Annotated in this window: 20 protein-coding genes, 2 tRNA genes and 1 other RNA gene; 20 read left to right on the plus strand and 3 right to left on the minus strand. The window is 42.2% G+C overall.

The annotated features are described in order from the left end of the window. The 6 genes from AN391_RS09805 (at position 1) to AN391_RS09830 (ending at position 7211) form a co-directional block, all read left to right on the plus strand. A tRNA-Thr gene (locus AN391_RS09805) sits at positions 1 to 68 on the plus strand. 124 nt (positions 69 to 192) lie between these two features. Beyond that, positions 193 to 268, plus strand: a tRNA-Phe gene (locus AN391_RS09810). 295 nt (positions 269 to 563) lie between these two features. Further along, on the plus strand, positions 564 to 1196 hold the full coding sequence (locus AN391_RS09815; RefSeq protein WP_055015250.1) for a putative quinol monooxygenase: 633 nt from the start codon (positions 564 to 566) through the stop codon (positions 1194 to 1196). A 222-nt stretch (positions 1197 to 1418) separates the two neighbouring features. Continuing rightward, a complete protein-coding gene (locus tag AN391_RS09820; RefSeq protein WP_055015251.1) occupies positions 1419 to 2834 on the plus strand; it encodes a TolC family protein in 1416 nt (471 codons plus the stop codon). Next, a complete protein-coding gene (locus AN391_RS09825) occupies positions 2824 to 4131 on the plus strand; it encodes an efflux RND transporter periplasmic adaptor subunit (RefSeq protein WP_055015252.1) in 1308 nt (435 codons plus the stop codon). Before AN391_RS09820 ends, AN391_RS09825 begins: the two co-directional genes overlap by 11 nt. Further along, positions 4128 to 7211 (plus strand): efflux RND transporter permease subunit, encoded by a 3084-nt coding sequence (locus tag AN391_RS09830; protein ID WP_055015253.1) that lies wholly within the window; start codon positions 4128 to 4130, stop codon positions 7209 to 7211. Before AN391_RS09825 ends, AN391_RS09830 begins: the two co-directional genes overlap by 4 nt. Positions 7212 to 7350: 139 nt before the next feature. Here the strand turns inward: AN391_RS09830 and ssrS are convergent. Beyond that, positions 7351 to 7534: non-coding RNA, 6S RNA (ssrS, locus tag AN391_RS20390), on the minus strand. A 193-nt stretch (positions 7535 to 7727) separates the two neighbouring features. On the opposite strand from ssrS, the gene AN391_RS09835 reads away from it, so the two are divergent. The 4 genes from AN391_RS09835 to AN391_RS09850 are packed head-to-tail and all read left to right on the plus strand — an operon-like array spanning position 7728 to position 11996. Next, on the plus strand, positions 7728 to 8282 hold the full coding sequence (locus AN391_RS09835) for a UPF0149 family protein (protein ID WP_004589599.1): 555 nt from the start codon (positions 7728 to 7730) through the stop codon (positions 8280 to 8282). Positions 8283 to 8308: 26 nt separating this feature from the next. After that, entirely contained in the window at positions 8309 to 9631 is a 1323-nt protein-coding gene (pepP, locus tag AN391_RS09840) for a Xaa-Pro aminopeptidase (RefSeq protein WP_055015254.1), read from the plus strand. A 14-nt stretch (positions 9632 to 9645) separates the two neighbouring features. Further along, on the plus strand, positions 9646 to 10833 hold the full coding sequence (gene ubiH, locus AN391_RS09845; RefSeq protein WP_055015334.1) for a 2-octaprenyl-6-methoxyphenyl hydroxylase: 1188 nt from the start codon (positions 9646 to 9648) through the stop codon (positions 10831 to 10833). Next, positions 10830 to 11996 carry an FAD-dependent monooxygenase gene (locus AN391_RS09850; RefSeq protein ID WP_055015255.1) on the plus strand — a complete coding sequence of 389 codons (1167 nt, stop codon included), beginning with the start codon at positions 10830 to 10832 and terminating at the stop codon, positions 11994 to 11996. Before ubiH ends, AN391_RS09850 begins: the two co-directional genes overlap by 4 nt. 283 nt (positions 11997 to 12279) lie before the next feature. Here AN391_RS09850 and AN391_RS09855 read toward each other — a convergent pair whose 3' ends face one another. After that, entirely contained in the window at positions 12280 to 13479 is a 1200-nt protein-coding gene (locus AN391_RS09855) for an alpha/beta hydrolase-fold protein (protein WP_055015256.1), read from the minus strand. A 361-nt stretch (positions 13480 to 13840) separates the two neighbouring features. Between AN391_RS09855 and rpsF the strand changes: the two genes are divergently transcribed. The 9 genes from rpsF to alr all read left to right on the plus strand — a co-directional run bounded on the left by rpsF (position 13841) and on the right by alr (position 20019). After that, entirely contained in the window at positions 13841 to 14182 is a 342-nt protein-coding gene (gene rpsF / locus AN391_RS09865; protein WP_004588455.1) for a 30S ribosomal protein S6, read from the plus strand. Positions 14183 to 14225: 43 nt separating this feature from the next. Further along, a complete protein-coding gene (priB, locus tag AN391_RS09870) occupies positions 14226 to 14543 on the plus strand; it encodes a primosomal replication protein N (protein ID WP_004588456.1) in 318 nt (105 codons plus the stop codon). Between the two features lie 12 nt (positions 14544 to 14555). Further along, on the plus strand, positions 14556 to 14783 hold the full coding sequence (gene rpsR / locus AN391_RS09875; protein WP_002962753.1) for a 30S ribosomal protein S18: 228 nt from the start codon (positions 14556 to 14558) through the stop codon (positions 14781 to 14783). 35 nt (positions 14784 to 14818) lie between these two features. Next, positions 14819 to 15271 (plus strand): 50S ribosomal protein L9, encoded by a 453-nt coding sequence (gene rplI, locus AN391_RS09880; RefSeq protein ID WP_004588457.1) that lies wholly within the window; start codon positions 14819 to 14821, stop codon positions 15269 to 15271. Positions 15272 to 15481: 210 nt separating this feature from the next. After that, positions 15482 to 16030: an RNA polymerase sigma factor gene (locus AN391_RS09885; protein ID WP_055015258.1), complete on the plus strand. Its 549-nt coding sequence runs from the start codon at positions 15482 to 15484 to the stop codon at positions 16028 to 16030. Next, positions 16023 to 16499 carry a hypothetical protein gene (locus tag AN391_RS09890; protein WP_055015259.1) on the plus strand — a complete coding sequence of 159 codons (477 nt, stop codon included), beginning with the start codon at positions 16023 to 16025 and terminating at the stop codon, positions 16497 to 16499. Before AN391_RS09885 ends, AN391_RS09890 begins: the two co-directional genes overlap by 8 nt. A gap of 9 nt (positions 16500 to 16508) precedes the next feature. Beyond that, positions 16509 to 17447 carry a DUF4097 family beta strand repeat-containing protein gene (locus AN391_RS09895; protein ID WP_055015260.1) on the plus strand — a complete coding sequence of 313 codons (939 nt, stop codon included), beginning with the start codon at positions 16509 to 16511 and terminating at the stop codon, positions 17445 to 17447. Positions 17448 to 17560: 113 nt separating this feature from the next. After that, positions 17561 to 18940, plus strand: a complete 1380-nt coding sequence (gene dnaB / locus AN391_RS09900) for a replicative DNA helicase (RefSeq protein WP_055015261.1) — start codon at positions 17561 to 17563, stop codon at positions 18938 to 18940. Further along, positions 18940 to 20019 (plus strand): alanine racemase, encoded by a 1080-nt coding sequence (gene alr / locus AN391_RS09905; RefSeq protein WP_055015262.1) that lies wholly within the window; start codon positions 18940 to 18942, stop codon positions 20017 to 20019. The genes dnaB and alr overlap by 1 nt, the downstream gene beginning before the upstream one ends. A 14-nt stretch (positions 20020 to 20033) precedes the next feature. On the opposite strand, the gene AN391_RS09910 is transcribed toward alr, so the two are convergent. After that, positions 20034 to 20273 carry a DUF2960 domain-containing protein gene (locus AN391_RS09910; protein ID WP_004588463.1) on the minus strand — a complete coding sequence of 80 codons (240 nt, stop codon included), beginning with the start codon at positions 20271 to 20273 and terminating at the stop codon, positions 20034 to 20036. A gap of 98 nt (positions 20274 to 20371) precedes the next feature. Between AN391_RS09910 and AN391_RS09915 the strand changes: the two genes are divergently transcribed. Beyond that, the gene (locus tag AN391_RS09915; protein WP_055015263.1) at positions 20372 to 20623 is read left to right on the plus strand and encodes a hypothetical protein; all 252 of its coding nucleotides are present in this window, start codon (positions 20372 to 20374) and stop codon (positions 20621 to 20623) included. The last annotated feature ends 17 nt before the right edge of the window (positions 20624 to 20640 follow it).

The following is a 20640-nucleotide window of genomic DNA, read 5'->3' on the forward strand; positions in this document are numbered from 1 at the left end:
AGCTCAGCTGGTAGAGCAACTGACTTGTAATCAGTAGGTCAACCGTTCGACTCGGTTAGTCGGCACCATTTATTTTAGTAATTTGAAAAAGAAACTGTAATCAGTAGCCTGTTCAAGTTACCCGTCGACTCGGTTAGTCGGCACCATTTATTTAAATTAAATGTTTTAAATGTTTAATTGCACTGTTTAAGTGCCTCGATAGCTCAGTTGGTAGAGCAGAGGATTGAAAATCCTCGTGTCCCTGGTTCGATTCCGGGTCGAGGCACCATTTATATTAAAGCCCTGCATACACATGCAGGGCTTTTTTTTGCTTAAAATTTATTATGGACAAAAAAGTCCATATTAATTGGGTATATCCTCTCTTTTTCTCCCTTGTTTGCATGCGCATAATGACCTCATCAAAAGGTTGGGTGCTGTTATTACTCACTCCATTTATTTACTCATCAATATGATTGATTTTAGTAATAAAATGCAGGGCACTTTTAGCCTAAATAATACTAATCCGCAAAATAGATCACTTAATTAAGCGTATTGGTATAAGTAATTTAAAGCTGGAGCTAATTATGATCACGCAAATTGTTAAGTTTGATATTAAAGACGAGCACATCGCACAATTTAAAGTGCTACTAGAAGAAGACAAGCAAGGCGCTAAGGCCGAAACAGGTCTTTTAGAGATGCGTTTATATCAAGATAAAAACGAGCCAGGCGTCTTTTTTGCTTATGAGCGTTTTGAAGATCAAAATGCAGTTGATTACCATGGCGCACAGGATTACACACAAACGTTATTAAATGCGCTGCCTGAAATTAGTCAATCGGCGCCAGAGGTCATGCTGCTTGAAAATACAGTGCCAGCTCCGCTGCATGAGCGTAATACAAAAGTTATTAACCCTGAAGACGATATATGTATTGTGTTTTTTATTTTTAAGATTAAGCCAAGCTTTAAAAATAAAGTAATAGAACGTTTTGCAACGCATGTAGAGCAAACGCGCAGCCAAGAGCCGGGTAACTTAGTGTTTGATTTATATAGTATTGAAAATAACGACGATACATTAGTTGTTTATGAACATTGGCGCAATGAATCTGCGCTGTGGGACATTCACTTTAAGCAGCCGTACGCAGCCGAAACAAGCGAATTACTAGCACAAACAGTTGTCGGCGATATGCAGCAATACATGAGCTTCGTTAAAGAAATTTAAAGGTTTGTGTTTAACAATATAGCTTATCTCGTTTAGCAAATAGTGTATTACACGCTATTTGCTTTTTTGTATAAATACCCTCCAAATTTCCTGCCGGTTTTTATAATAACTGACTATTATGTTAATTCATCGCAACGTATGTAATGTTATGTAAAGTAAGTTGAGCAAAATTTGCCAAAGTGCTTGAATTACATTCATAAATGGCAGTAATTTAGGTTAACTATGATTTGGCAACATAAGCCAACTTTATTGGCACTCAGCTTAGTGTTGCTTGGTGGTTGTGCGGGCAACTTAAACCCGCAGCAGCGCCAACAAACACCAAGCGATATAGCAACCGCATGGCAACACGGCGCAGCACAAAATACACTTGCAGTAGAGCAGCAATGGCTACAAACATTAGAAAACCCCTACATTGAAAAGCTTGTTAATAAGGCGCTGAATAATAACCAAGCTTTGTTACAAAGTGCCTACGATGTACAAATACAAAAGCAACAATTAATAATTTCAGGCTCTGCGCTTTGGCCCGATCTTGATATATCTGGGCAAACTAGGCGTAGTAAAAACAATCGACCTGTAAGTTATGATAATGCTAGCTCTGTCACTCTAGATCTAAGCTATGAAGTCGATGTGTGGGGCAAGTTATCTGATGCTAAACGCCAAGCCAACCTAAACTACTTGGCGCAACAAGCTAGTTTTGAGCAAGCCAAGCAGCAATTGGTGGCCGATGTGGTCACTGGCTGGTTTGATTTAGTCACCGCCCAGCAGTTGCTCGATTTATATAAACGCCGAGAAGAAAACGCTCAGCAAAACTTAGATATTATTGAATCGGGCTACCGCCAAGGTATTAATGAAGCACTCGATGTATATTTAGCCCGTAATGAGCTTAATAACGAGCGTACGCGTATTGCCAATCAGCAAGCCACGCTTGTAAGCGCGTCGCGTTCTTTAGAGCGCTTATTAGGCGGTTACCCCAAAGGTGATATATCAGCAGAGGTTGAACTGCCTGTTTTTCTTGCGCCAATTAATATCGGTATTCCCTCTGAGCTTATAACCCGCAAGCCCCAACTGCGCGCAAGCTGGTACCAGTTATTAGCGAGCGATGCGGGCCTAGCCTTTGCACATAAGCAGCGCTTCCCTAGTTTAAACTTATCAGCAAGCGTGAGTGATAGCACCGATAGAGTGGGCGATTTATTCTCGCCATCAAGCTTAGCGTGGTCCTTATTAGGCAGTATCTCTGCGCCAATATTTAATGGTGGCCAGCTAAAAGCAAATGAAGAAATAGCGCGCTTAAATGCACAAAAACAAGAGCAAGCATATTTAGACACCTTGTACGATGCATTCAGTGATGTTGAAAATGCAATTACTCAGCAGCAGTCGCTGCAAGCCAGTTATAAAAGCACCCTAGAAGCACAAGAAAACGCCCTTGCAGCGGAGCAACTGTCGTTTGAGCAATACCAAAGTGGCTTAGTAACTTACACTACAGTGCTGGATGCACAGTCGCGCTCTTTTGATGCGCAAAGCTCACTCATAGAAACAAAAAACCAGCTAATTGCTAACCGAATAAACCTATACGTTGCCCTTGGCGGCGATTTTAACGCCCCAACAAGCGAACCTAAGAGCAATAACGATGAAAACTAAATCAGCAAAACTTTTAATTCCAGCCGTAGTGGTGGTGGCCACCATTTTAATTGTTATGTTTATTAAGGGTAACCCGCCTGAAGCAAAACGTTTTGGCTCACCCCCTAAAGCCACCGTGAGCGTATCGGTAAAAAAGATTGAGCCACAAGATTACTTAATTTTTATTGATAGCTATGGCACGGTAAAGCCACGTACTCAAAGTTTGTTAGTGGCTCAAGCATCTGGGCAAATTAATAAAGTAAGTGATGATTTTAGAGAAGGCGGTTTTTTTGAAAAAGGCGATGTACTGCTACAGCTCGACGATAGAGATCATCAGGCTGAGGTCAAATCGGCGCAGGCAGCATTACTGACTGCAGAGCAAAGCTTATTAGAAGAAAAAGCCCGCGGCCAACAAGCTATTACTGATTGGAAGCGCTTAGGTGGCTCATCCCAAGCGAGCAGCTTAGTGCTTCGCGAGCCCCAACTAGCGGCTGCACAAGCACAAGTACTTTCAGCACAAGCCGCACTTGAAAAAGCACAGCTTGATTTAGAGCGCACCAAAATTACTGCGCCTTACGCTGGGCGTGTGCTTAGTCGTAATGTAGACCTTGGCCAAGTGGTAAGTGAAAACACGGAGCTTGCAACTATTTATGCCATAGACAGCGTTGAAGTGCGCTTACCAATTAAAAATAAAGACCTTTCGTATATTAGTTTGCCAGAGCAATACAGAGATGGCAGTAAAAACCAAGCAGGCTCACTCGTTAAGTTTAAATCTGACTTAGTGGGCGAGCAAACATGGCAAGGACAAATAATACGCACTGAAGGCGCTATCGATGAAGATGCACAGCAATTGTATATTGTTGCGCAGATAAATGACCCTTACAAAGCCACAGCAAATAACCAATACCCTATTAAAATTGGCCAATACATCACTGCGCAAATTAGCGGTAAAACAGTGCCTGATGCGTTAATAATCCCTAATAGTACTATTTACCAAGGCAGCTACGTGTATGTGGTTGAAGGGGGGCTGTTAAAGCGTAAAAACATTACGCTTGCATGGCAAAATGCTACACAAGCTATGATAAAAACAGGTCTTAATGCAGGCGATAAGTTAGTAATTACACCGCTTGGGCAAGTGAGCTCAGGCACAGCAGTAAGCATTTTAGGCGAAACTGATAAGCAAAATATGCGAGCAAAAGGCCCAGGCAAAGGTAAGCGTCCATCGCGTGAGCAGCTAGAAAAAAAAGCGCAAGAGCTGGGGATTAGTGTTCAAGAGCTAATACAAAAACGTCGCGCTGCACAAGGAGATAAGCCATGATCGCTTGGTTTACAAAAAACCACGTAGCGGCAAACTTGTTACTCGTCACTTTACTGTTATCGGGTTTATTTAGTTTATCGACTCAAATACCGCTTGAGGTGTTTCCATCGTTTGAAACAGATCGCATAAGTGTAAGCGTTACTTTGCGAGGCTCAACCCCAGAAGATGTAGAGCAAGGGGTAACTATTCGAATAGAAGAAGCTGTTCAAGATTTAGAAGGTATAGAGCAAATTTCTAGCCGCTCATCTGAGGGCTCTGCGTCAGTAACCATAGAAGTTGAAAGTGGCTACGACCCACGCGAATTATTAGCCGATATAAAAAGCCGTGTAGATGCTATAAATACCTTTCCGGCGGATGCTGAAAAGCCCATTGTGGCGCTTGCCGAGCGAAAACGTGAAGTAATAGCTGTTACCGTAGCGAGCGATTACGGTGAAAAAGAAACCTTAGAATACGCCGAGCAAGTACGCGACGATATTTTACGCCTTCCTAATGTAACGCAGGTTGAGCTAAGTGGTGTACGAGATTACGAGCTCGCCATAGAAGTAAGCCAAGACACCCTTCGCCAATACAATTTAACCCTTGCGCAAATATCTACTGCTGTGGCTAAGTCGAGCTCTGATATTTCGGCTGGTAATTTAAAAACAGAAGGGGGCGATGTACTTATAAGCTCAAAAGGGCAAGCTTACCGAAAAGATGAATTTGCTAACATTGTAGTTAAAAATCAAAGCGACGGTACAGTAATACGTTTAGGTGATATAGCAAACATCAATGATGACTTTGAAGAGACCCCAGTACGTACACGCTTTAATGGTAAACAGGCGGCCTTTATAGATGTATACCGCATAGGGCCGCAAAGTGCGATAGATGTCGCAGATGATGTAAAAAACTACATAGAGTCCAAGCAAAGCTCGCTACCACAAGGTTTTGAATTAAGTTACTGGGATGACGACTCTCAGGTTGTAAAAAGCCGTATTGCTACGCTAACAAGTAGCGCCCTACAAGGGGGGATTTTAGTACTGGCTTTGCTAACTCTATTTTTACGCCCAGCTATCGCATTTTGGGTGTTTATTGGTATTCCGGTTTCGTTTATGGGCGCATTTATTGCGATGCCTATTTTTGGTGTAACCCTTAATATTATGAGCTTATTTGGCTTTATTTTAGTACTAGGTATTGTAGTGGACGATGCCATAGTAACGGGGGAGAACGTTTATACCCATTTAAAAACCGCAGAGTCGGGCGAGCAAGCCGCCATTTTAGGCACGCAAGAAGTAGCAACCCCTGTTACCTTTGGCGTACTAACAACCGTAGCGGCCTTTTTACCTTTAGCATTTATTGAAGGCGCACGGGGTGCCTTGTTTGCACAAATTCCGGTGGTGGTTATTCCGGTATTACTGTTCTCATTAATTGAGTCTAAGTTTGTGCTGCCAGCTCATTTAAAGTACATAAAACTTCGTAATCAAAAAACAAAATCTTCAAAGCTTGAAGTACTTCAGCAGCGTTTTGCAGACGGATTTGAAAGCGCTATTTTAAAATACTACCAGCCCATTTTAGCAAAAGCATTGCGCTATAAATTAGCAACGGTGAGTTTGTTTGTTGGTGTGTTTTTTATAATTTTAACTTTAATAACCAGTGGTTGGACTAAGTTTGTATTTTTTCCACGTATCCCAAGCGAAACCGTACGAGTAACATTAACCTTGCCAACAGGCACGCCGTTTGAAGTGACCAATAAGTATGTAATGGATATGTCGCAAAAAGCGCAGTTATTGCAAGACAAATACCGCGATGAAGATACCGACGAAAGCGTTATATTAAATATTTTAGCCTCAACCGGCGGGCGTGGCGGTGTGTCTAACTCAGGTAGTGTACGCTTTGAAATAACCCCAGCAGAGAGCCGCGACTCAGACATTGGCTCACGCGAGCTGGTAAGTGAGTGGCGCGATTTAATAGGAATTATTCCTGGCGCCGAAAGCGTCACCTTTAGGGCCGAAATAGGACGCAGCTCAGACCCTATAGATGTGCAGTTAAGTGGTACATCGCTCGATACGCTACAAAAAATTGCCGAAAGCGTTAAAACGCGTTTAAGCACGTACCCAACCGTATTTGATATTGCCGATAGCATGTCTGATGGTAAAGAGGAATTGCAAATAGAGCTTACCGAGCAAGGCTTTGCTTTAGGCTTAAACCGAGTTGATGTAGCAAACCAAGTACGTAACTCGTTTTTTGGCTCGCAGGTGCAGCGTATACAACGCGGACGTGACGATGTACGTGTTATGGTACGCCTACCTATTGAAGAGCGCCGCTCTGTAGCCGACTTACAAAATATACTTATTACTACGCCTACGGGCGGCTCGGTGCCACTTTCGCATGTAGCCACATTAATTGCAGGGCAAAGCCCATCTACTATTAACCGAATAGACCGCTACCGCACACTTAACGTGACCGCCGACATAGAAAAAAGTAATACCAACATGACCGCGCTGCAAGCCGACCTAACTGAGTATTTAGATGAGCTAATGCAGCAATATCCAGGTGTTGATTACAAGCTAGAAGGTGAAGCTAAAGAGCAAAGAGAGTCGTTTGGCTCGCTTGCTTGGGCATTGTTATTTGTATTTTTTATTATTTATTCTCTATTAGCGATACCGCTTAAATCGTACATGCAGCCAATTATTGTAATGAGCGTAATACCGTTTGGCATGATTGGTGCCGTGGTTGGGCATTGGGTCATGGGCATGGATTTAACCATTATGAGTTTGTTAGGTATGCTTGCACTCATTGGTGTTGTGGTAAATGACTCGCTGGTTTTAGTTGATTTTATTAATAAAAAATGCAGTGAAGGCGGCAAAATTATTGATGCGGTTAAACTTGCAGGGGCTGCACGTTTTCGCCCAGTAATGCTAACCAGTTTAACCACCTTTATTGGTTTAATGCCGCTACTATTTGAAAAGGCGACACAAGCACAGTTTTTAATTCCAATGGCAGTAAGCCTTGGCTTTGGTATTGTGTTTGCTACGTTTATTACACTTATATTAGTGCCAGTAAACTATATGCTGATGGAGCGCTTTCAAAGTTGGTTTAGATAAATACCGAAATGTGTTCTAGGGCTAAGCTGTGGTTGATTAATGTCAAGTGCAGCTTTTTTTTGCCAAAAATTATAAAAATAATGTACGAAGGTATAGTAAAAAATGATTAGGTAATAAGAGGGAATATAAAAATAAGAAGGTGTTCCCCAAGCGTGTGGTGTCCGGCGTCAGTCCTGAAACCAGAAGGTTTCAGGGCGGAAAGCTGCGGTCTACCGTAGGCTTCTCGGTACATGCCGAGCTTGCACAATAGTAGACGAACAGAAATCCTGGTATAAAATTTATCGGCTCAGGGACTTAACCAAACTCCGACACCCCAGGGAACAAGTTCAGTATATAAGACATAATCCATTCCTTAAACCCCAAACGAAAAAAATTCAATCGTTCGAGCAGTTTTTGCCCGCTGGTAACGCGCTATTTACTTATCGTACTACTTTTTGAGCGGGATCATACAATTAATTGGAGTTGCTTTTTATCGAGTGGTAGCATTGCCATAACTTGCAAAGCGAAGATATAAACATGAGCGACTTACCAGATTACCAAAAAGCCCAGCTGCTTTTGGAAAAAAACGAAATTTTTGTCTCACCGGCAGAAGCGCATGGTGTAATTAGCGGACTACTGGCCTGTGGTTTAAGTATTGATGATAAAGAATACTTAGGTCTATTAAGTGATGTATTTAATGATGGCCAAGCGTTTAGCAACGACTTAAAACAATTTTTTGGCACCATTTATAAGCAAGTCGTTGCTAGCTTTAACGATGAAGCTTTTGCGTTCGACTTATTTTTACCAAGCGATGATGAAACACTCATCGATCAAGCTAATGGCCTCGTATCATGGGTTGCAGGTTTTATGCTTGGTTTTGGTTTAAAACAAAAAGATTACGGTAAGTTATCGGCAGATGTAAAAGAAGTGATTAGCGATTTTAGCGAAATTACACGCCTAGATACCATGTTTGACGAAACCGAAGAAGACAGCCAAGCCCTTCATGAAGTAATTGAATATGTACGTGTGTCGGCATTGCTTTGTTTTGCCGAACTTGGCAAAGAAAAAGCACCTAAAAAAACACTACATTAATTTAAAATATAACGGGTTGTTAAAGCATGGTTGAAATACAAAAGTCAGAATTTAAAGCTCGCCGTGAGCGCTTACTTGCACAAATGGATGCAAACAGTGTGGCCATCATTCCTGCTGCCAGTGAAGTAACGCGCAGCCGCGACACCGAATATGCCTTTAGACAAGACAGCGACTTTTTTTACTTAACCGGCTTTAACGAACCCGATGCTGTTTTAGTGTTGTGTAATAACAGTGATACACCCAGTACCTTATTTTGCCTTGATAAAGACAAACAAGCCGAAATTTGGCATGGCCGCAGAATTGGCTTCGAAAAAGCTAAAAGTGAGTACTTATTCGACGAAACTTACGCATTAAGTGAGCTAACTGAACAATTATTAGATTTGGTTAACGGTCAGCAGATTTTATTTTATGCACAAGGCGCTTACCCACGCTTTGATAGCAAAGTATTTACCTTGTTAAGTACACTTAGAAGTGGCTCGAGAAAAGGCCTCAAAGCACCAAGTACCATTAAAGAAATACGCGGCCTAATTCATGAAATGCGTTTGTTTAAATCGCCCAGCGAGGTAAACATTATGCGCGAAGGCTGCGAGCTAAGTGCCCGCGGACATATGCGCGCAATGCGCTATTCACACCCCGGCGCTACTGAATTTCAGTTAGAGGCTGAGCTGCATCATCATTATGCAATGCACGGTGCCCGACACCCAGCGTACGGCACCATTGTGGGTAGTGGCGATAACGCTAATATTTTGCATTACACGCAAAATAGTGATGTGTTAAAAGCGGGCGATTTAGTATTGATTGACTCTGGTTGTGAGCTACAAGGCTACGCCGCCGATATTACACGTACTTTTCCGGTTAATGGCAAATTTAGCGAGGCGCAAGCCGCACTTTATAACATTGTACTTAAAGCGCAAGAAGTGGCTTTTGAAGAAGTTAAACCCGGTGGTTTTATGTCGCACGCCAATAAACGAGCCATGGAAGTAATGACCCAAGGGTTACTCGATTTAGGTATTTTAACTGGCAACTTTGATGAGCTAATGGCAAAAGGTGCTTGCAAAGAATATTACATGCACGGGCTTGGGCACTGGTTAGGCCTTGATGTTCACGATGTGGGCGATTACAAACAAAATAACGTTGAGCGCGCATTTGAGCCAGGCATGGTTTTAACCATAGAGCCTGGGCTTTATATAAGTGAAGATTCAAACGCACCGCAGCAATATAAAGGCATTGGTATTCGTATTGAAGATAACCTTTTGATCACCGAATCAGGGCACGAAAACCTCACACAAAGCGTGCCTAAAACCATAAACGATATAGAAGCGCTAATGCAAAGCGCTAAAAGCGCATAAGCTTGGAGAGTAAAGTGGCTAAGCAGTTTGATGTCGTTGTTATTGGGGGCGGGCTTGCAGGGGCAAGTTGTGCGCTAAGCATTGCTAAAACAAATCCTTCACTGACTATTGCGGTGGTAGAGGCAAACCAAGTATCGGGCGATTACCACCCAAGTTTTGATGACAGAAGTATTGCTCTTGCACAGCAATCGGTTGAATATTTACAGCAGTTAAATTTATTTGAGCCAAGTGCGCCATACACAGCAGCAATAAAAAAAGTAAGCGTGTCGGATCGTGGTCACTTTGGTAAAGCACATATACATTGCGACGAATTTGCTAAACCTTCATTAGGTTATGTAGTTGAAGTAAACCCGTTTGGCCGTGCACTGTATCAGCGTTTAACACAAGCGAGTATTACACTTTATTGCCCCGATAGCGTAAACAGTATTAAGCAAGGCTTAAACAATAATGAAGTAAGCTTGCAAAGTGGTAAAAAATTAAACGCTAAGCTACTTGTTATTGCCGACGGCGCACAATCACCAACCCGAAAATTACTTGGTTTACGTTTTAATACTCAGCCTTATGAGCAAGACGCTATTATTGCCAATGTTGAAGTTGCAGGTGGGCATAACAACCATGCCTATGAGCGCTTTACCGAGCACGGCCCTATGGCACTTTTACCGATGAGCAATAACCGTTATTCATTAGTATGGTGCATGGCAAAGCCGCAAGTTGAGCTGCATACAGCCTTAAACGAAAGCGATTTTTTAAATACGTTACAACATGCATTTGGTTACCGAGCAGGGCAATTTACAAAAGTGGGCACACGTACAAGCTACCCGCTTGTTTATGGCCAAGCAGAATCATTAACGGCGCATCGCACGGTAGTTATTGGTAACGCTGCGCATGCTATTCACCCCATTGCAGGGCAGGGCTTTAATTTAGGCCTGCGTGATGTGCAGGTACTTAGTCATTTAATCGCAACAAGTAAAAACGAGTTAGGCGGTTATGCGTTTACACGTGAGTATTCACTAAAGCGTAGTAGCGATATAAAAACGGTAATGACATTAACCGATGCACTGGTAAGGCTTTTTTCAAACTCGTCACGGGTTTTAGCATTTGGGCGCAGCATTGGGCTTTTCTCAATGGATTTATTTCCTGCATTAAAAGCACCGTTGGCAAAGCAGCTAATGGGGCAAGTTAAACAAGGTACACGTTTATGAAGCAAGCACAGGTTTGTATAGTGGGTGGCGGCTGCGTAGGGTTAACCCTCGCGTTAGGACTCGCTAAAGCCAATGTAAGTGTTGTGGTGTTAGATGCCGCGCCAGAGCAATTACCGCCAAGTGATGAGTACGGATTACGCGTAAGTGCGTTGAGCATAGCAAGCCAAACTTTGTTTGAGCAATTAAACGTGTGGCCACACATAATGGCAGAGCGAGCGTGTGCATATACGCATATGGACGTACGCGACGCCGACAGTTTTGGTAAAATAACCTTTAATAATGAGCAACTTGAGATTGATCACTTAGGTCACATAGTAGAAAACGATATTATTCGTTTTGCACTTATAAAAGAGCTCGCGCAACAAGCAAGTGCCACACTCATGTTTGATACGCAGTATCAACAAATACACCAAAGTGAGTCCGACGTATTTATAACCCTTAAAAGTGGTGAGCCTATTATTGCTAAACTGCTGGTGGCAGCCGATGGCGCAAATTCGGCTATTCGTAAGCAATTTAATATGGCGCTAAGCTTTAAAGATTACGACCACCATGCACTCGTTGCTACGGTTAAAACCAAAGAGCCACATGCAAACACCGCTCGCCAAGTGTTTTTACCAACAGGGCCTCTGGCATTTTTACCACTAAGCGATGCCAACACCCATTCTATAGTGTGGTCTACCAGCCCTAATCACTGCGATGAATTGCTCGCAATGGACGATACTACTTTTAATAAAGCCGTAATGGCAGCCATCGATGGCCAATGCGGACTGTGCGAAGTGCAAAGTAAACGCGCAGCATTTCCACTTAAAATGCGCTACGCCCAGCAATGGGTTAACGGCAAAGTGGTGCTAATAGGCGATGCAGCACACACCATTCACCCATTGGCAGGACTGGGTATGAACCTAGGCCTAAAAGACGCCGCGTATTTAATTGAGCTACTGACAAGTGATAATAAAGAGTTTGCGAGTACCCGTACACTTCGCGATTACGAGCGTACCCGCAAGCTCGACGCGCAAAAGCACATAGCCATGATGCAAGGGCTCAAAGAGTTATTTGAAGGTACAAATCCGGTTAAAAAACTGATTCGCGGAGTAGGGCTGTCACTCGTTGATAATCTGGGGCCAATAAAACACCTGTTCGCCAAAGAAGCGATTGGTAAATAAGTAGGTTGGCAAGAGCGAAGCGAAACCCAACGAGAAAGTAAAGTAGTCAGTTTTTAGCTGTCAGCTTTCAGTCAGAGAAAAACCGATGTTTAGTTTAAACATCGGTTTTTTGTTTTTAAGCGGCTTTAAATAGATTAAAAGCTGCGCTTTTCACGCGAGCAAGCTCTGCGTCTACATGCAAAGTTTAACACTGCGCTTAATTTTAACTGTAGGCGCTTAGTTTGATGACGCGATGAGTGTCGCTCGTATTTATAGTTAGTTAAAATGCTTAGCGCTAAATCAATTATAAATTGGCTTGGGCTTCCTTCACCATATCTTGTAGTGCATCAATTAACAGTGGGTCTCGTGAGTTTTGTTTAGCAAGCTTTAGTGCGTGTTTCATGCTAGTAACAGCTTCTTTAAACTGTTTGTCAGCCGTGTAGCCTTGTGACAATCGCATGTGGGAGTATGCCGCATTAGGGTAGTCGCGAGTAAAGTGTTTAAGCGTAGTTATCGCTTTTTTAGTATTACCAAATTTTTGCTGGCGATGGGCAAATTCTACGTACACATCTTGTGGAATTTTAAGCTTAAATCCGTACTTATCGCTCAATGCTTGGTAGTAACCGGTAATAAGTGATACATCGGCAAACTTTCCGTGCTCGTCAGTCACTTTAAATATTAGGTCGCTAAATAAATGAATTAGGCTATCACTTAGGGCTGGTAGTATGGTGCCCATATGAGTAAATGCAGGGTAATGCTTATATTCCCATTTTAGCTGCGTAGGTATTTGTTGTTCTAAATTTACTAACGTATTTAATACGCCGGTATAAAAACGTGCGCCCTCACTTGCTACACTAATAAATAACTCTTGAGCGCCTTTAGGGTGTTTAGTGTATTTAATAATATTATTTTTTAACTCTTCATCACCCCACCAACCATTTGGGCTTATAGCAATGTAGTTGTTAAATAATTCAGGCTGATTAACTAAAGTATAAAGCGCTAATGTACCTGCGTTAGAGTGACCAATTAATGTAGTGTAGCCGTTAGTTGAGTAGTTAGAGTTTATGTATGGCATGAGTTCGTCAGACACAAAATTTAAAAAATTGTCGGTTTGCCCAGCGTCAGGCCACTTATTTTTTACAAAGGTTTGAAACTCAGTTTTTGGCTCACCTTGTACTTTAGGTAAATAATCACGAACACGGTTAGTTGTATCAACACCAACAAGCATGGCATTAGGTATCTGCTCGTAATCAACAAGGGATTTTATAACGCCAGATGCTGTATGAAAGTGCTCAACACCATCAAGTAAATAAATAACATAAAGCGGTTGATCATCTTTTACGGTGTCAGGTATGAAAATTCTGATTGGCCTGTCTTCGTTAAGTATTTTGGATTGTAAAATGACTTTTTTACCAACGGTTATGTCGGTTGTAGCGGTGTTTGCGTAGCTTAAAAAAGAGGTACTAAAGGTAAGTGCAAACACGAGTGATAGTAAGAGCTTCATAAATATCCTTATTAAATAATGTGTTGTTTAATAATTGCACGCCTTTAGGTTTGAGTAAATGTTTATATTTTAGGGGCATATGGTGGGGGGAAGTAATTAAAAGCTGCGCTTTTTACGCAAGCAAGCTTTGCATCTACATACAAACCCAATGCACTTATCGTAATTCTGCTTGTTGATATAAAGCGGATACATATTAATATCATCCTGATAGCTGCTCTTATAAAAGCCTAAAAAACCTGCTTGCTTAATTATCCATCTAAGCGTAAAATGCGCGCTCATTTCGGCTTTTACACTATTAATTCCTTGCCTTAAACCGACCGGCCGAAACGGTAGAAGGCTCTATTAACCGTAAGGAATATCCATGCGTCATTACGAAATCGTATTCATGGTTCACCCTGATCAGAGTGAGCAAGTATCTGGTATGATCGAACGTTATACTGGTTCTATCACTGAAGCGGGTGGTACTATCCACCGTCTTGAAGACTGGGGCCGTCGTCAACTGGCTTACCCAATCAACAAGCTTCACAAAGCTCATTATGTTCTTATGAACGTTGAAGCACCTACTGAAGTAATCAGCGAGCTAGAAACTACTTTCCGCTACAACGATGCAGTGCTTCGTAACTTAGTTATGCGTACTAAAAATGCAGTAACTGAAGCGTCTCCTCTTGCAAGAGAAGAGAAGAAAGAAGCACCAGCTGCTTAATTGTTTTGAGTCCTAGCATGGCACGTAGTCAGCAGTTAGTGTAATGGTTAGCCCATATATGAATCAGCTGGTTATATCGGGGGTTGTTTGTAAAACACCCAAGTTTAGCCAAAGCCCTGCAGGCATACCGCATTGTATTTTTGTTGTAGAACATAAATCGATGCAAACCGAGGCAGATCTTAACCGTAATAGTTACGTTAGGCTTCAGGTTGTTGCCAGTGGTAAGCAAATGCAACAACAGACTCAACATTTGCACGTTGGGCAGGCATTGCAAGTGAGTGGTTTTTTAAATCGCCACGAAGGTCGTAACGGCCTTAGCCAATTGGTTTTGCATGCTCAGCATATAGAAAGAATTATTTGAGGAATTAATCTCATGGCACGTTATTTCAGACGTCGTAAGTTCTGCCGCTTTAAAGCGGAAGGCGTACAACAAATCGATTACAAAGATCTAGCTACTCTTAGAAACTATGTTACAGAAAGTGGCAAAATCGTACCTAGCCGTATTACAGGTACTAGCGCTAAATACCAGCGCCAGCTAGCAACTGCTATTAAGCGTGCTCGCTACTTAGCCCTTCTTCCATACACTGACTTACATAAGTAAGCAGCGGATTAACAGTTTTTAAAAGGTGTAGAAACATGCAAGTTATTCTACTAGATAAGATCGCTAACCTAGGTGGCCTAGGTGACCAGGTTGTTGTTAAATCTGGCTTCGCACGTAACTTCCTTTTCCCGCAAGGTAAGGCAGTTCCTGCAACTAAAGCAAACATTGAAACGTTTGATGCTCGTCGCGCAGACTTAGAAGCGAAAATCGCTGAACAGTTAACTGCAGCACAAGCACGCGCTGACAAACTAGAAGCATTAGCAGAAGTTACTTTAGTATCTAAAGCTGGTGACGAAGGTAAGCTATTCGGTTCAATCGGTACTCGTGACATCGCTGACGCTATCTCAGCTGTTGGTGTTGAAGTTGCTAAATCAGAAGTTCGTTTACCTCACGGTACTATCCGTGAAACTGGCGAATTCGACGTTGCAATCGCAGTACACTCAGACGTAACAGCTACTATTAAAGTAATCGTTATTGCTGAAGCTTAATTTTTAATTAAGCCCAAAAAGCCGTGCTTTTAGCGCGGCTTTTTTGTATCTAACATTCCTCTTTAATACCCATCTAATCCCTCTTTATAAAATTATTAAACTATTTTTATTATTAGTTTAAACCTTTCTTGTCTGTCTTTGCGTCTTAGTAATCAATACACTCATTAATACACGTTTTTAAATAAAAATAATTAAAAGGCGACATCACGGATGTTACACACAAAACCCGAGCACACGCCCCTATGCGACCTTGCACTCATTGAGCGTGTTAAAGCGGGGGATCAAAATGCTTATAAAGCATTGTATGAGCTGCATATAAAGCGTGTTTACGGTTTATGTTTGCGCTTATTAGCTGATGAAGCGCACGCTGAAGATGCCGCTCAAGAAGTATTTGTGCAGGTGTGGCATAAAATAGCGCGGTTTGATGGACGCTCACAATTTTCTACTTGGTTATATAGCGTAGCGAGCAACATTGCCATTAGTTATGTGCGTAAGCACAAAAGCTGGTTAAACAAAGTAGTGAGCATAGAGCAAAGCGGTATGGATGAGCAAAGCGCCCAAAGCTGTAAAGGGTTAAACGGACTCGATAAATTAATAGTTCGTTTACCTGAGCGTGCCCGCATGGTGTTTGTTTTATATGCCATTGAAGGCTACCGCCACGAAGAAATAGCCAAGCAACTGGGTATGGCTGTAGGGTCGAGCAAGTCACAATATCATCGCGCAAGGCAGTTATTACAAGAGTGGTACGAACATGAGTAAACAAAATTTTGATGACTACTTAAACGAGTCTTTAAATAACTTAAATAAAGACATAGCGCCCAATAAAGCACTTTGGCAGGGCATTGAGCATGCCCTCGTTACAGCTAAGCCAAGTGCTGCTAAAGCGCCATTGTGGCCTAAATTAAGCGCTATTGCTGCGTGTAGCGCCGCGGCGTTATTAGTAATCAATATATTTATGAGCAACAACGAGCCAAGCCAAGTGGTTGCTATGAGTGATTACTTTAAAGCACAAAAGCAAAGTTTATTAGTACAGTACAAAAACCAGGATGCGCTTACCAATAACTGGCAAGCACAGTTACAAGAGCTTGAAGAAGCAGAGCAAGCAATTAAACAAGCACTTGAAAACGAGCCACAAAATCAGGCGTTACTGACCATGTTGGCGCAAGTTTACCAGCAACAACTCGACTTAATTAACAAGGTGCATGCACCGCGTTGGCAGCAAATATAGGGGAATAACATGAAAGCAATTTTACTTGGGCTAAGTCTATTACCACTGAGCGTTTTAGCGGGCGAAAAAATAGATAAGCAAATAGAGGTGCCAAATGGCGGCACTATTTTTATTGAAAACCAACGCGGCAATGTAAACATAACTGGCTGGGATAAAAACGAGTTTAAAGTCTCCGGCGAGCTTGATGACAAGGCCGAAGGGTTTGAGCTTAAAACGACAGGCGATAAAACCGAATTTATAGTAAAAATGCCACGTAATTTGGGGTGGGGTAACAATGGAGATGGCTCTAACTTAACGGTATTTATGCCAAAAAACAGTCATTTAGAGTTTGCTGGCGTAAATGTGTCGGTGACTGCACAAACCCTTGAAAAAGGCGCTGAGGTTGATGTTGTTAACGGTGAAATTACGGTAAATGACATTAGCGGCATTGTTAAATTAAGCACCGTAAATGGCGATGTAAACGCACAAAACTTAAGTGGTAATATTCAATTTGAAACCGTAAACGGTGAAATAAACGATAAGCAATCAAGCGGAGAGTTGCGCTTTAGCGCCGTAAATGGTGATATTAAATCAAGCACAACAGCAAACAATGTGCGATTAGAAAACGTAAATGGCGATATCGATTTTACATTATCAAGCATTAAAAGCTTACGTATCAATACTGTAAACGGCGAAGCTGAAATACACATCAGTGAGCTGCTAAAAGGGGCTGATGTACGCTATGAGTCGGTAAGTGGCGATGCGGATTTTTACTTTCCGCAAAGCGTGTCGGCTCAGTTTGAGATTAAAGCGCACGCCAATGGTAAAATTATTAATAAAATTACCAGCGATAAAGTAATTAAGGCTAAATATGGCCCTGCAAGCGATTTAGAGTTTAGTGCTAATGGTGGCAGCGCAAGTGTTGAAATGGATACCATAAGCGGGCGCATTGAGCTGCGTACTAAATAACGCTAATTAGTGTTGATGATTACAAAAAGCAGGAAAAGATTTCCTGCTTTGCTATTTGCACAGCCCCGCCAAGTCGATAGAATAGAGCCATTCAATTTTAGTACTGTGAAGTTATGGCCAAACCAGATAAGCAAGTCGATACCCTTAAAGTTCCTCCCCATTCAATAGAAGCTGAACAATCTGTTTTAGGTGGCTTAATGCTTGATAACCAAGCGTTTGACCGCGTAGCAGAGCTGGTTGTTGCGCAGGACTTTTATACCCGCACCCATAAGCTTATTTTTGAAGCCATGACCGCACTTGCTGAAGTGGGCGATCCGATAGATTTAATCACAATTTCAGAAAGCCTTGAAAAAAATAACCAACTGGCAGGTATTGGTGGTTTTGCGTATTTGGCAGAAATAGCTAAAAACACCCCAAGTGCTGCCAATATTGATGCGTACGCTAATATTGTGCGTGAGCGCGCGGTAGTGCGCGAAATGATTGGTGTAGCGAACGAAATAGCCGAAGCCGGTTTTAGCCCAGAAGGGCGCACCAGCCACGACTTATTAGACTTTGCCGAGAGTAAAGTATTTAAAATTGCTGAGCAACGTACAAAAAGTACAGAAGGCCCGCAAAGCATTCATAATATTCTTGAAAAAACCGTCGATAAAATCGAAGAGCTATACCAGTCGCCGCAAGACGGTGTAACTGGTGTAAGCACCGGGTATGCTGATTTAGATAAAATGACAGCAGGTATGCAACCTTCTGACTTAATTATTGTTGCAGCACGTCCTTCAATGGGTAAAACCACCTTTGCAATGAACCTTGCAGAGCACGCCGCAATGACGCAAGACAAGCCTGTGCTTATTTACTCACTAGAGATGCCCTCAGAACAAATTATGATGAGGATGCTTGCATCGCTTGGTCGTATTAACCAAACCAAGGTACGTACCGGCCAGTTAGATGATGACGACTGGGCACGCCTTTCATCAACCATGGGGTTGTTGATGGAAAAAGGCAAAATGTATGTTGATGATGCATCAGGATTAACACCTACCGATGTGCGTTCACGTGCAAGACGTATAGCGCGCGACCACGGTGGTATTAGTATGATCATGGTCGATTACCTACAGTTAATGCGCGTACCTAGCCTATCAGATAACCGTACTTTAGAGATTGCCGAAATATCGCGTTCATTAAAAGCGCTCGCAAAAGAATTACAGTGCCCGGTTATAGCGCTTTCGCAGCTAAACCGTACCCTAGAGCAACGTGCCGATAAGCGCCCAATCAACTCAGATTTACGTGAGTCGGGGTCGATAGAGCAAGATGCCGATTTGATCATGTTTATATACCGTGATGAGGTATACAACGAAGACAGTACAGAAAAAGGCATCGCCGAAATTATCATAGGTAAACAGCGTAATGGCCCCATTGGTAAAGTGCGTTTAACCTTCCAGGGTCAATTTTCTCGCTTTGATAATTACGCGGGGCCAGCAGTTGATGATGAATACTAATGCGCCTAGCCACAGCCGAAATTAACTTAACCGCCCTTGCGCATAACTTATCGCAGGTAAAACATTTTGCGCCAAATAGCAAAATAATGGCGGTATTAAAAGCCAATGCGTATGGGCATGGCTTAGTAAAAATTGCTCAGCACTTAAATAGTGCTGATGCTTTTGCTGTTGCTCGAATTGATGAAGCCCTTGCACTGCGCGCCGGTGGTTTAACAAAGCCAATAGTACTGCTTGAGGGTTTTTTTAATAAAGCCGACTTGCCTATTTTACTCGCGAATAATTTTCAAACCATTATTCATGATGAAAACCAATTAGCAGCACTTGAAAACGCCAAGCTTGATGCGCCAATAACATGCTGGCTAAAAGTAAATACTGGTATGCACCGTTTAGGTATAGCACCTGAGCAGTTTGAAGAATTTTATAGTCGCTTGCAGCGCACACCCAATGCTAAAAGCACCATTAATTTGATGACCCATTTTTCGTGTGCCGATGATACGGATAATACGAAAACGGCGCAGCAAATTAGCTTATTTGATTCGCTTGTAAAGGGGATAGAGCAAGCGCATTGTTTATCAAACTCGGCCGGTATTATAGCTTGGCCAGCAGGGCACGGTGATTGGATACGCCCAGGACTTATGCTTTATGGGGTGTCGCCAATGGCAGACTGCATAGGGCAGCAGCACAATTTAAAGCCGGTTATGCGTTTAACTACAAAGGTGATTGCAGTGCGTGATGTTGCTGCACATGAGCGAGTAGGGTACGGAGGCCGTTGGCAAAGTGACAAACCAACCCAATTAGCCGTTGTGGCTATGGGTTATGGCGATGGCTATCCGCGTCATGCCAAAGAAGGCACACCGGTTATGATTGCAGGGCAGCGCTACGGTATTGTAGGCAGTGTGTCTATGGATATGATAAGCATTGATATAGGCGCAAACGAGCATAATGTTAAAGTAGGCGACAGCGTTACCATGTGGGGGCCGGAGTTGCCAGTTGAAGAAATAGCCCACTGCGCTGATACTATCCCTTACGAATTACTATGTAATATTACACCGCGCGTAAGTTATGAGTATCAGCGGTAGTTAATAAGTGATATTTATTCTTTAATAAAGTAAATGTCACTAAAGCCCATACGGGCAAATTCTTGATCACGAAAGTTACGTACAGCGGAAGAGCCTTTTGAGGTCATTTCTATTTGGCGTACCATGTTTAAGTAGTTCGTTAAATCAATACCTTCGGCAGCGGCAATAGCCTGATACATGTCGTGGTATTTGTCTTTTGCGAAGTTAATTTCGCGCGGTTGGTTTTTAAATGTATAGGTTATTCTGCGTGCCATAATAAGCTCAGCTAATTGAGTGTGAGTGTAATTTTACACTGTATTGAACTGGCATTGAACGATTTGTTGAAATCAAATAATTAAAAGTAGAGTTTAAAATGAAATTATCAGTAGAGATCAGTAAATACCCACTTCATCAAGATTATATCCCGTTTATTAAAGGTTTTATTGACCGCTTAAACGAATACGACAACTTAAAAGTGATCACCAATACCCTTTCTACGCAAATTTTTGGTGATTACGATTTAGTAATGCAAGTGCTAAACACCGAGATTAAACGCTCGTACGAAGAGTTTGGTAAGGCTATTTTTGTATGTAAGTTTTTATCTGGCGATTTGTCTCCAGCGTAATCGCCTTTATTTAACGT

Source organism: Pseudoalteromonas sp. P1-13-1a (genome assembly GCF_001401875.1).
In the GTDB taxonomy this organism is placed as follows: domain Bacteria; phylum Pseudomonadota; class Gammaproteobacteria; order Enterobacterales; family Alteromonadaceae; genus Pseudoalteromonas.

Bases quoted from the DNA above. Each gene is read 5' to 3' on its own strand.
- AN391_RS09815 (WP_055015250.1), top strand. From the start codon at position 564: ATGATCACGCAAATTGTTAAGTTTGATATTAAAGACGAGCACATCGCA.
- AN391_RS09820 (WP_055015251.1), top strand. From the start codon at position 1,419: ATGATTTGGCAACATAAGCCAACTTTATTGGCACTCAGCTTAGTGTTG.
- AN391_RS09825 (WP_055015252.1), top strand. From the start codon at position 2,824: ATGAAAACTAAATCAGCAAAACTTTTAATTCCAGCCGTAGTGGTGGTG.
- AN391_RS09830 (WP_055015253.1), top strand. From the start codon at position 4,128: ATGATCGCTTGGTTTACAAAAAACCACGTAGCGGCAAACTTGTTACTC.
- AN391_RS09835 (WP_004589599.1), top strand. From the start codon at position 7,728: ATGAGCGACTTACCAGATTACCAAAAAGCCCAGCTGCTTTTGGAAAAA.
- pepP (WP_055015254.1), top strand. From the start codon at position 8,309: ATGGTTGAAATACAAAAGTCAGAATTTAAAGCTCGCCGTGAGCGCTTA.
- AN391_RS09850 (WP_055015255.1), top strand. From the start codon at position 10,830: ATGAAGCAAGCACAGGTTTGTATAGTGGGTGGCGGCTGCGTAGGGTTA.
- AN391_RS09855 (WP_055015256.1), bottom strand. From the start codon at position 13,479: ATGAAGCTCTTACTATCACTCGTGTTTGCACTTACCTTTAGTACCTCT.
- rpsF (WP_004588455.1), top strand. From the start codon at position 13,841: ATGCGTCATTACGAAATCGTATTCATGGTTCACCCTGATCAGAGTGAG.
- priB (WP_004588456.1), top strand. From the start codon at position 14,226: ATGGTTAGCCCATATATGAATCAGCTGGTTATATCGGGGGTTGTTTGT.
- rpsR (WP_002962753.1), top strand. From the start codon at position 14,556: ATGGCACGTTATTTCAGACGTCGTAAGTTCTGCCGCTTTAAAGCGGAA.
- rplI (WP_004588457.1), top strand. From the start codon at position 14,819: ATGCAAGTTATTCTACTAGATAAGATCGCTAACCTAGGTGGCCTAGGT.
- AN391_RS09885 (WP_055015258.1), top strand. From the start codon at position 15,482: ATGTTACACACAAAACCCGAGCACACGCCCCTATGCGACCTTGCACTC.
- AN391_RS09890 (WP_055015259.1), top strand. From the start codon at position 16,023: ATGAGTAAACAAAATTTTGATGACTACTTAAACGAGTCTTTAAATAAC.
- AN391_RS09895 (WP_055015260.1), top strand. From the start codon at position 16,509: ATGAAAGCAATTTTACTTGGGCTAAGTCTATTACCACTGAGCGTTTTA.
- dnaB (WP_055015261.1), top strand. From the start codon at position 17,561: ATGGCCAAACCAGATAAGCAAGTCGATACCCTTAAAGTTCCTCCCCAT.
- alr (WP_055015262.1), top strand. From the start codon at position 18,940: ATGCGCCTAGCCACAGCCGAAATTAACTTAACCGCCCTTGCGCATAAC.
- AN391_RS09910 (WP_004588463.1), bottom strand. From the start codon at position 20,273: ATGGCACGCAGAATAACCTATACATTTAAAAACCAACCGCGCGAAATT.
- AN391_RS09915 (WP_055015263.1), top strand. From the start codon at position 20,372: ATGAAATTATCAGTAGAGATCAGTAAATACCCACTTCATCAAGATTAT.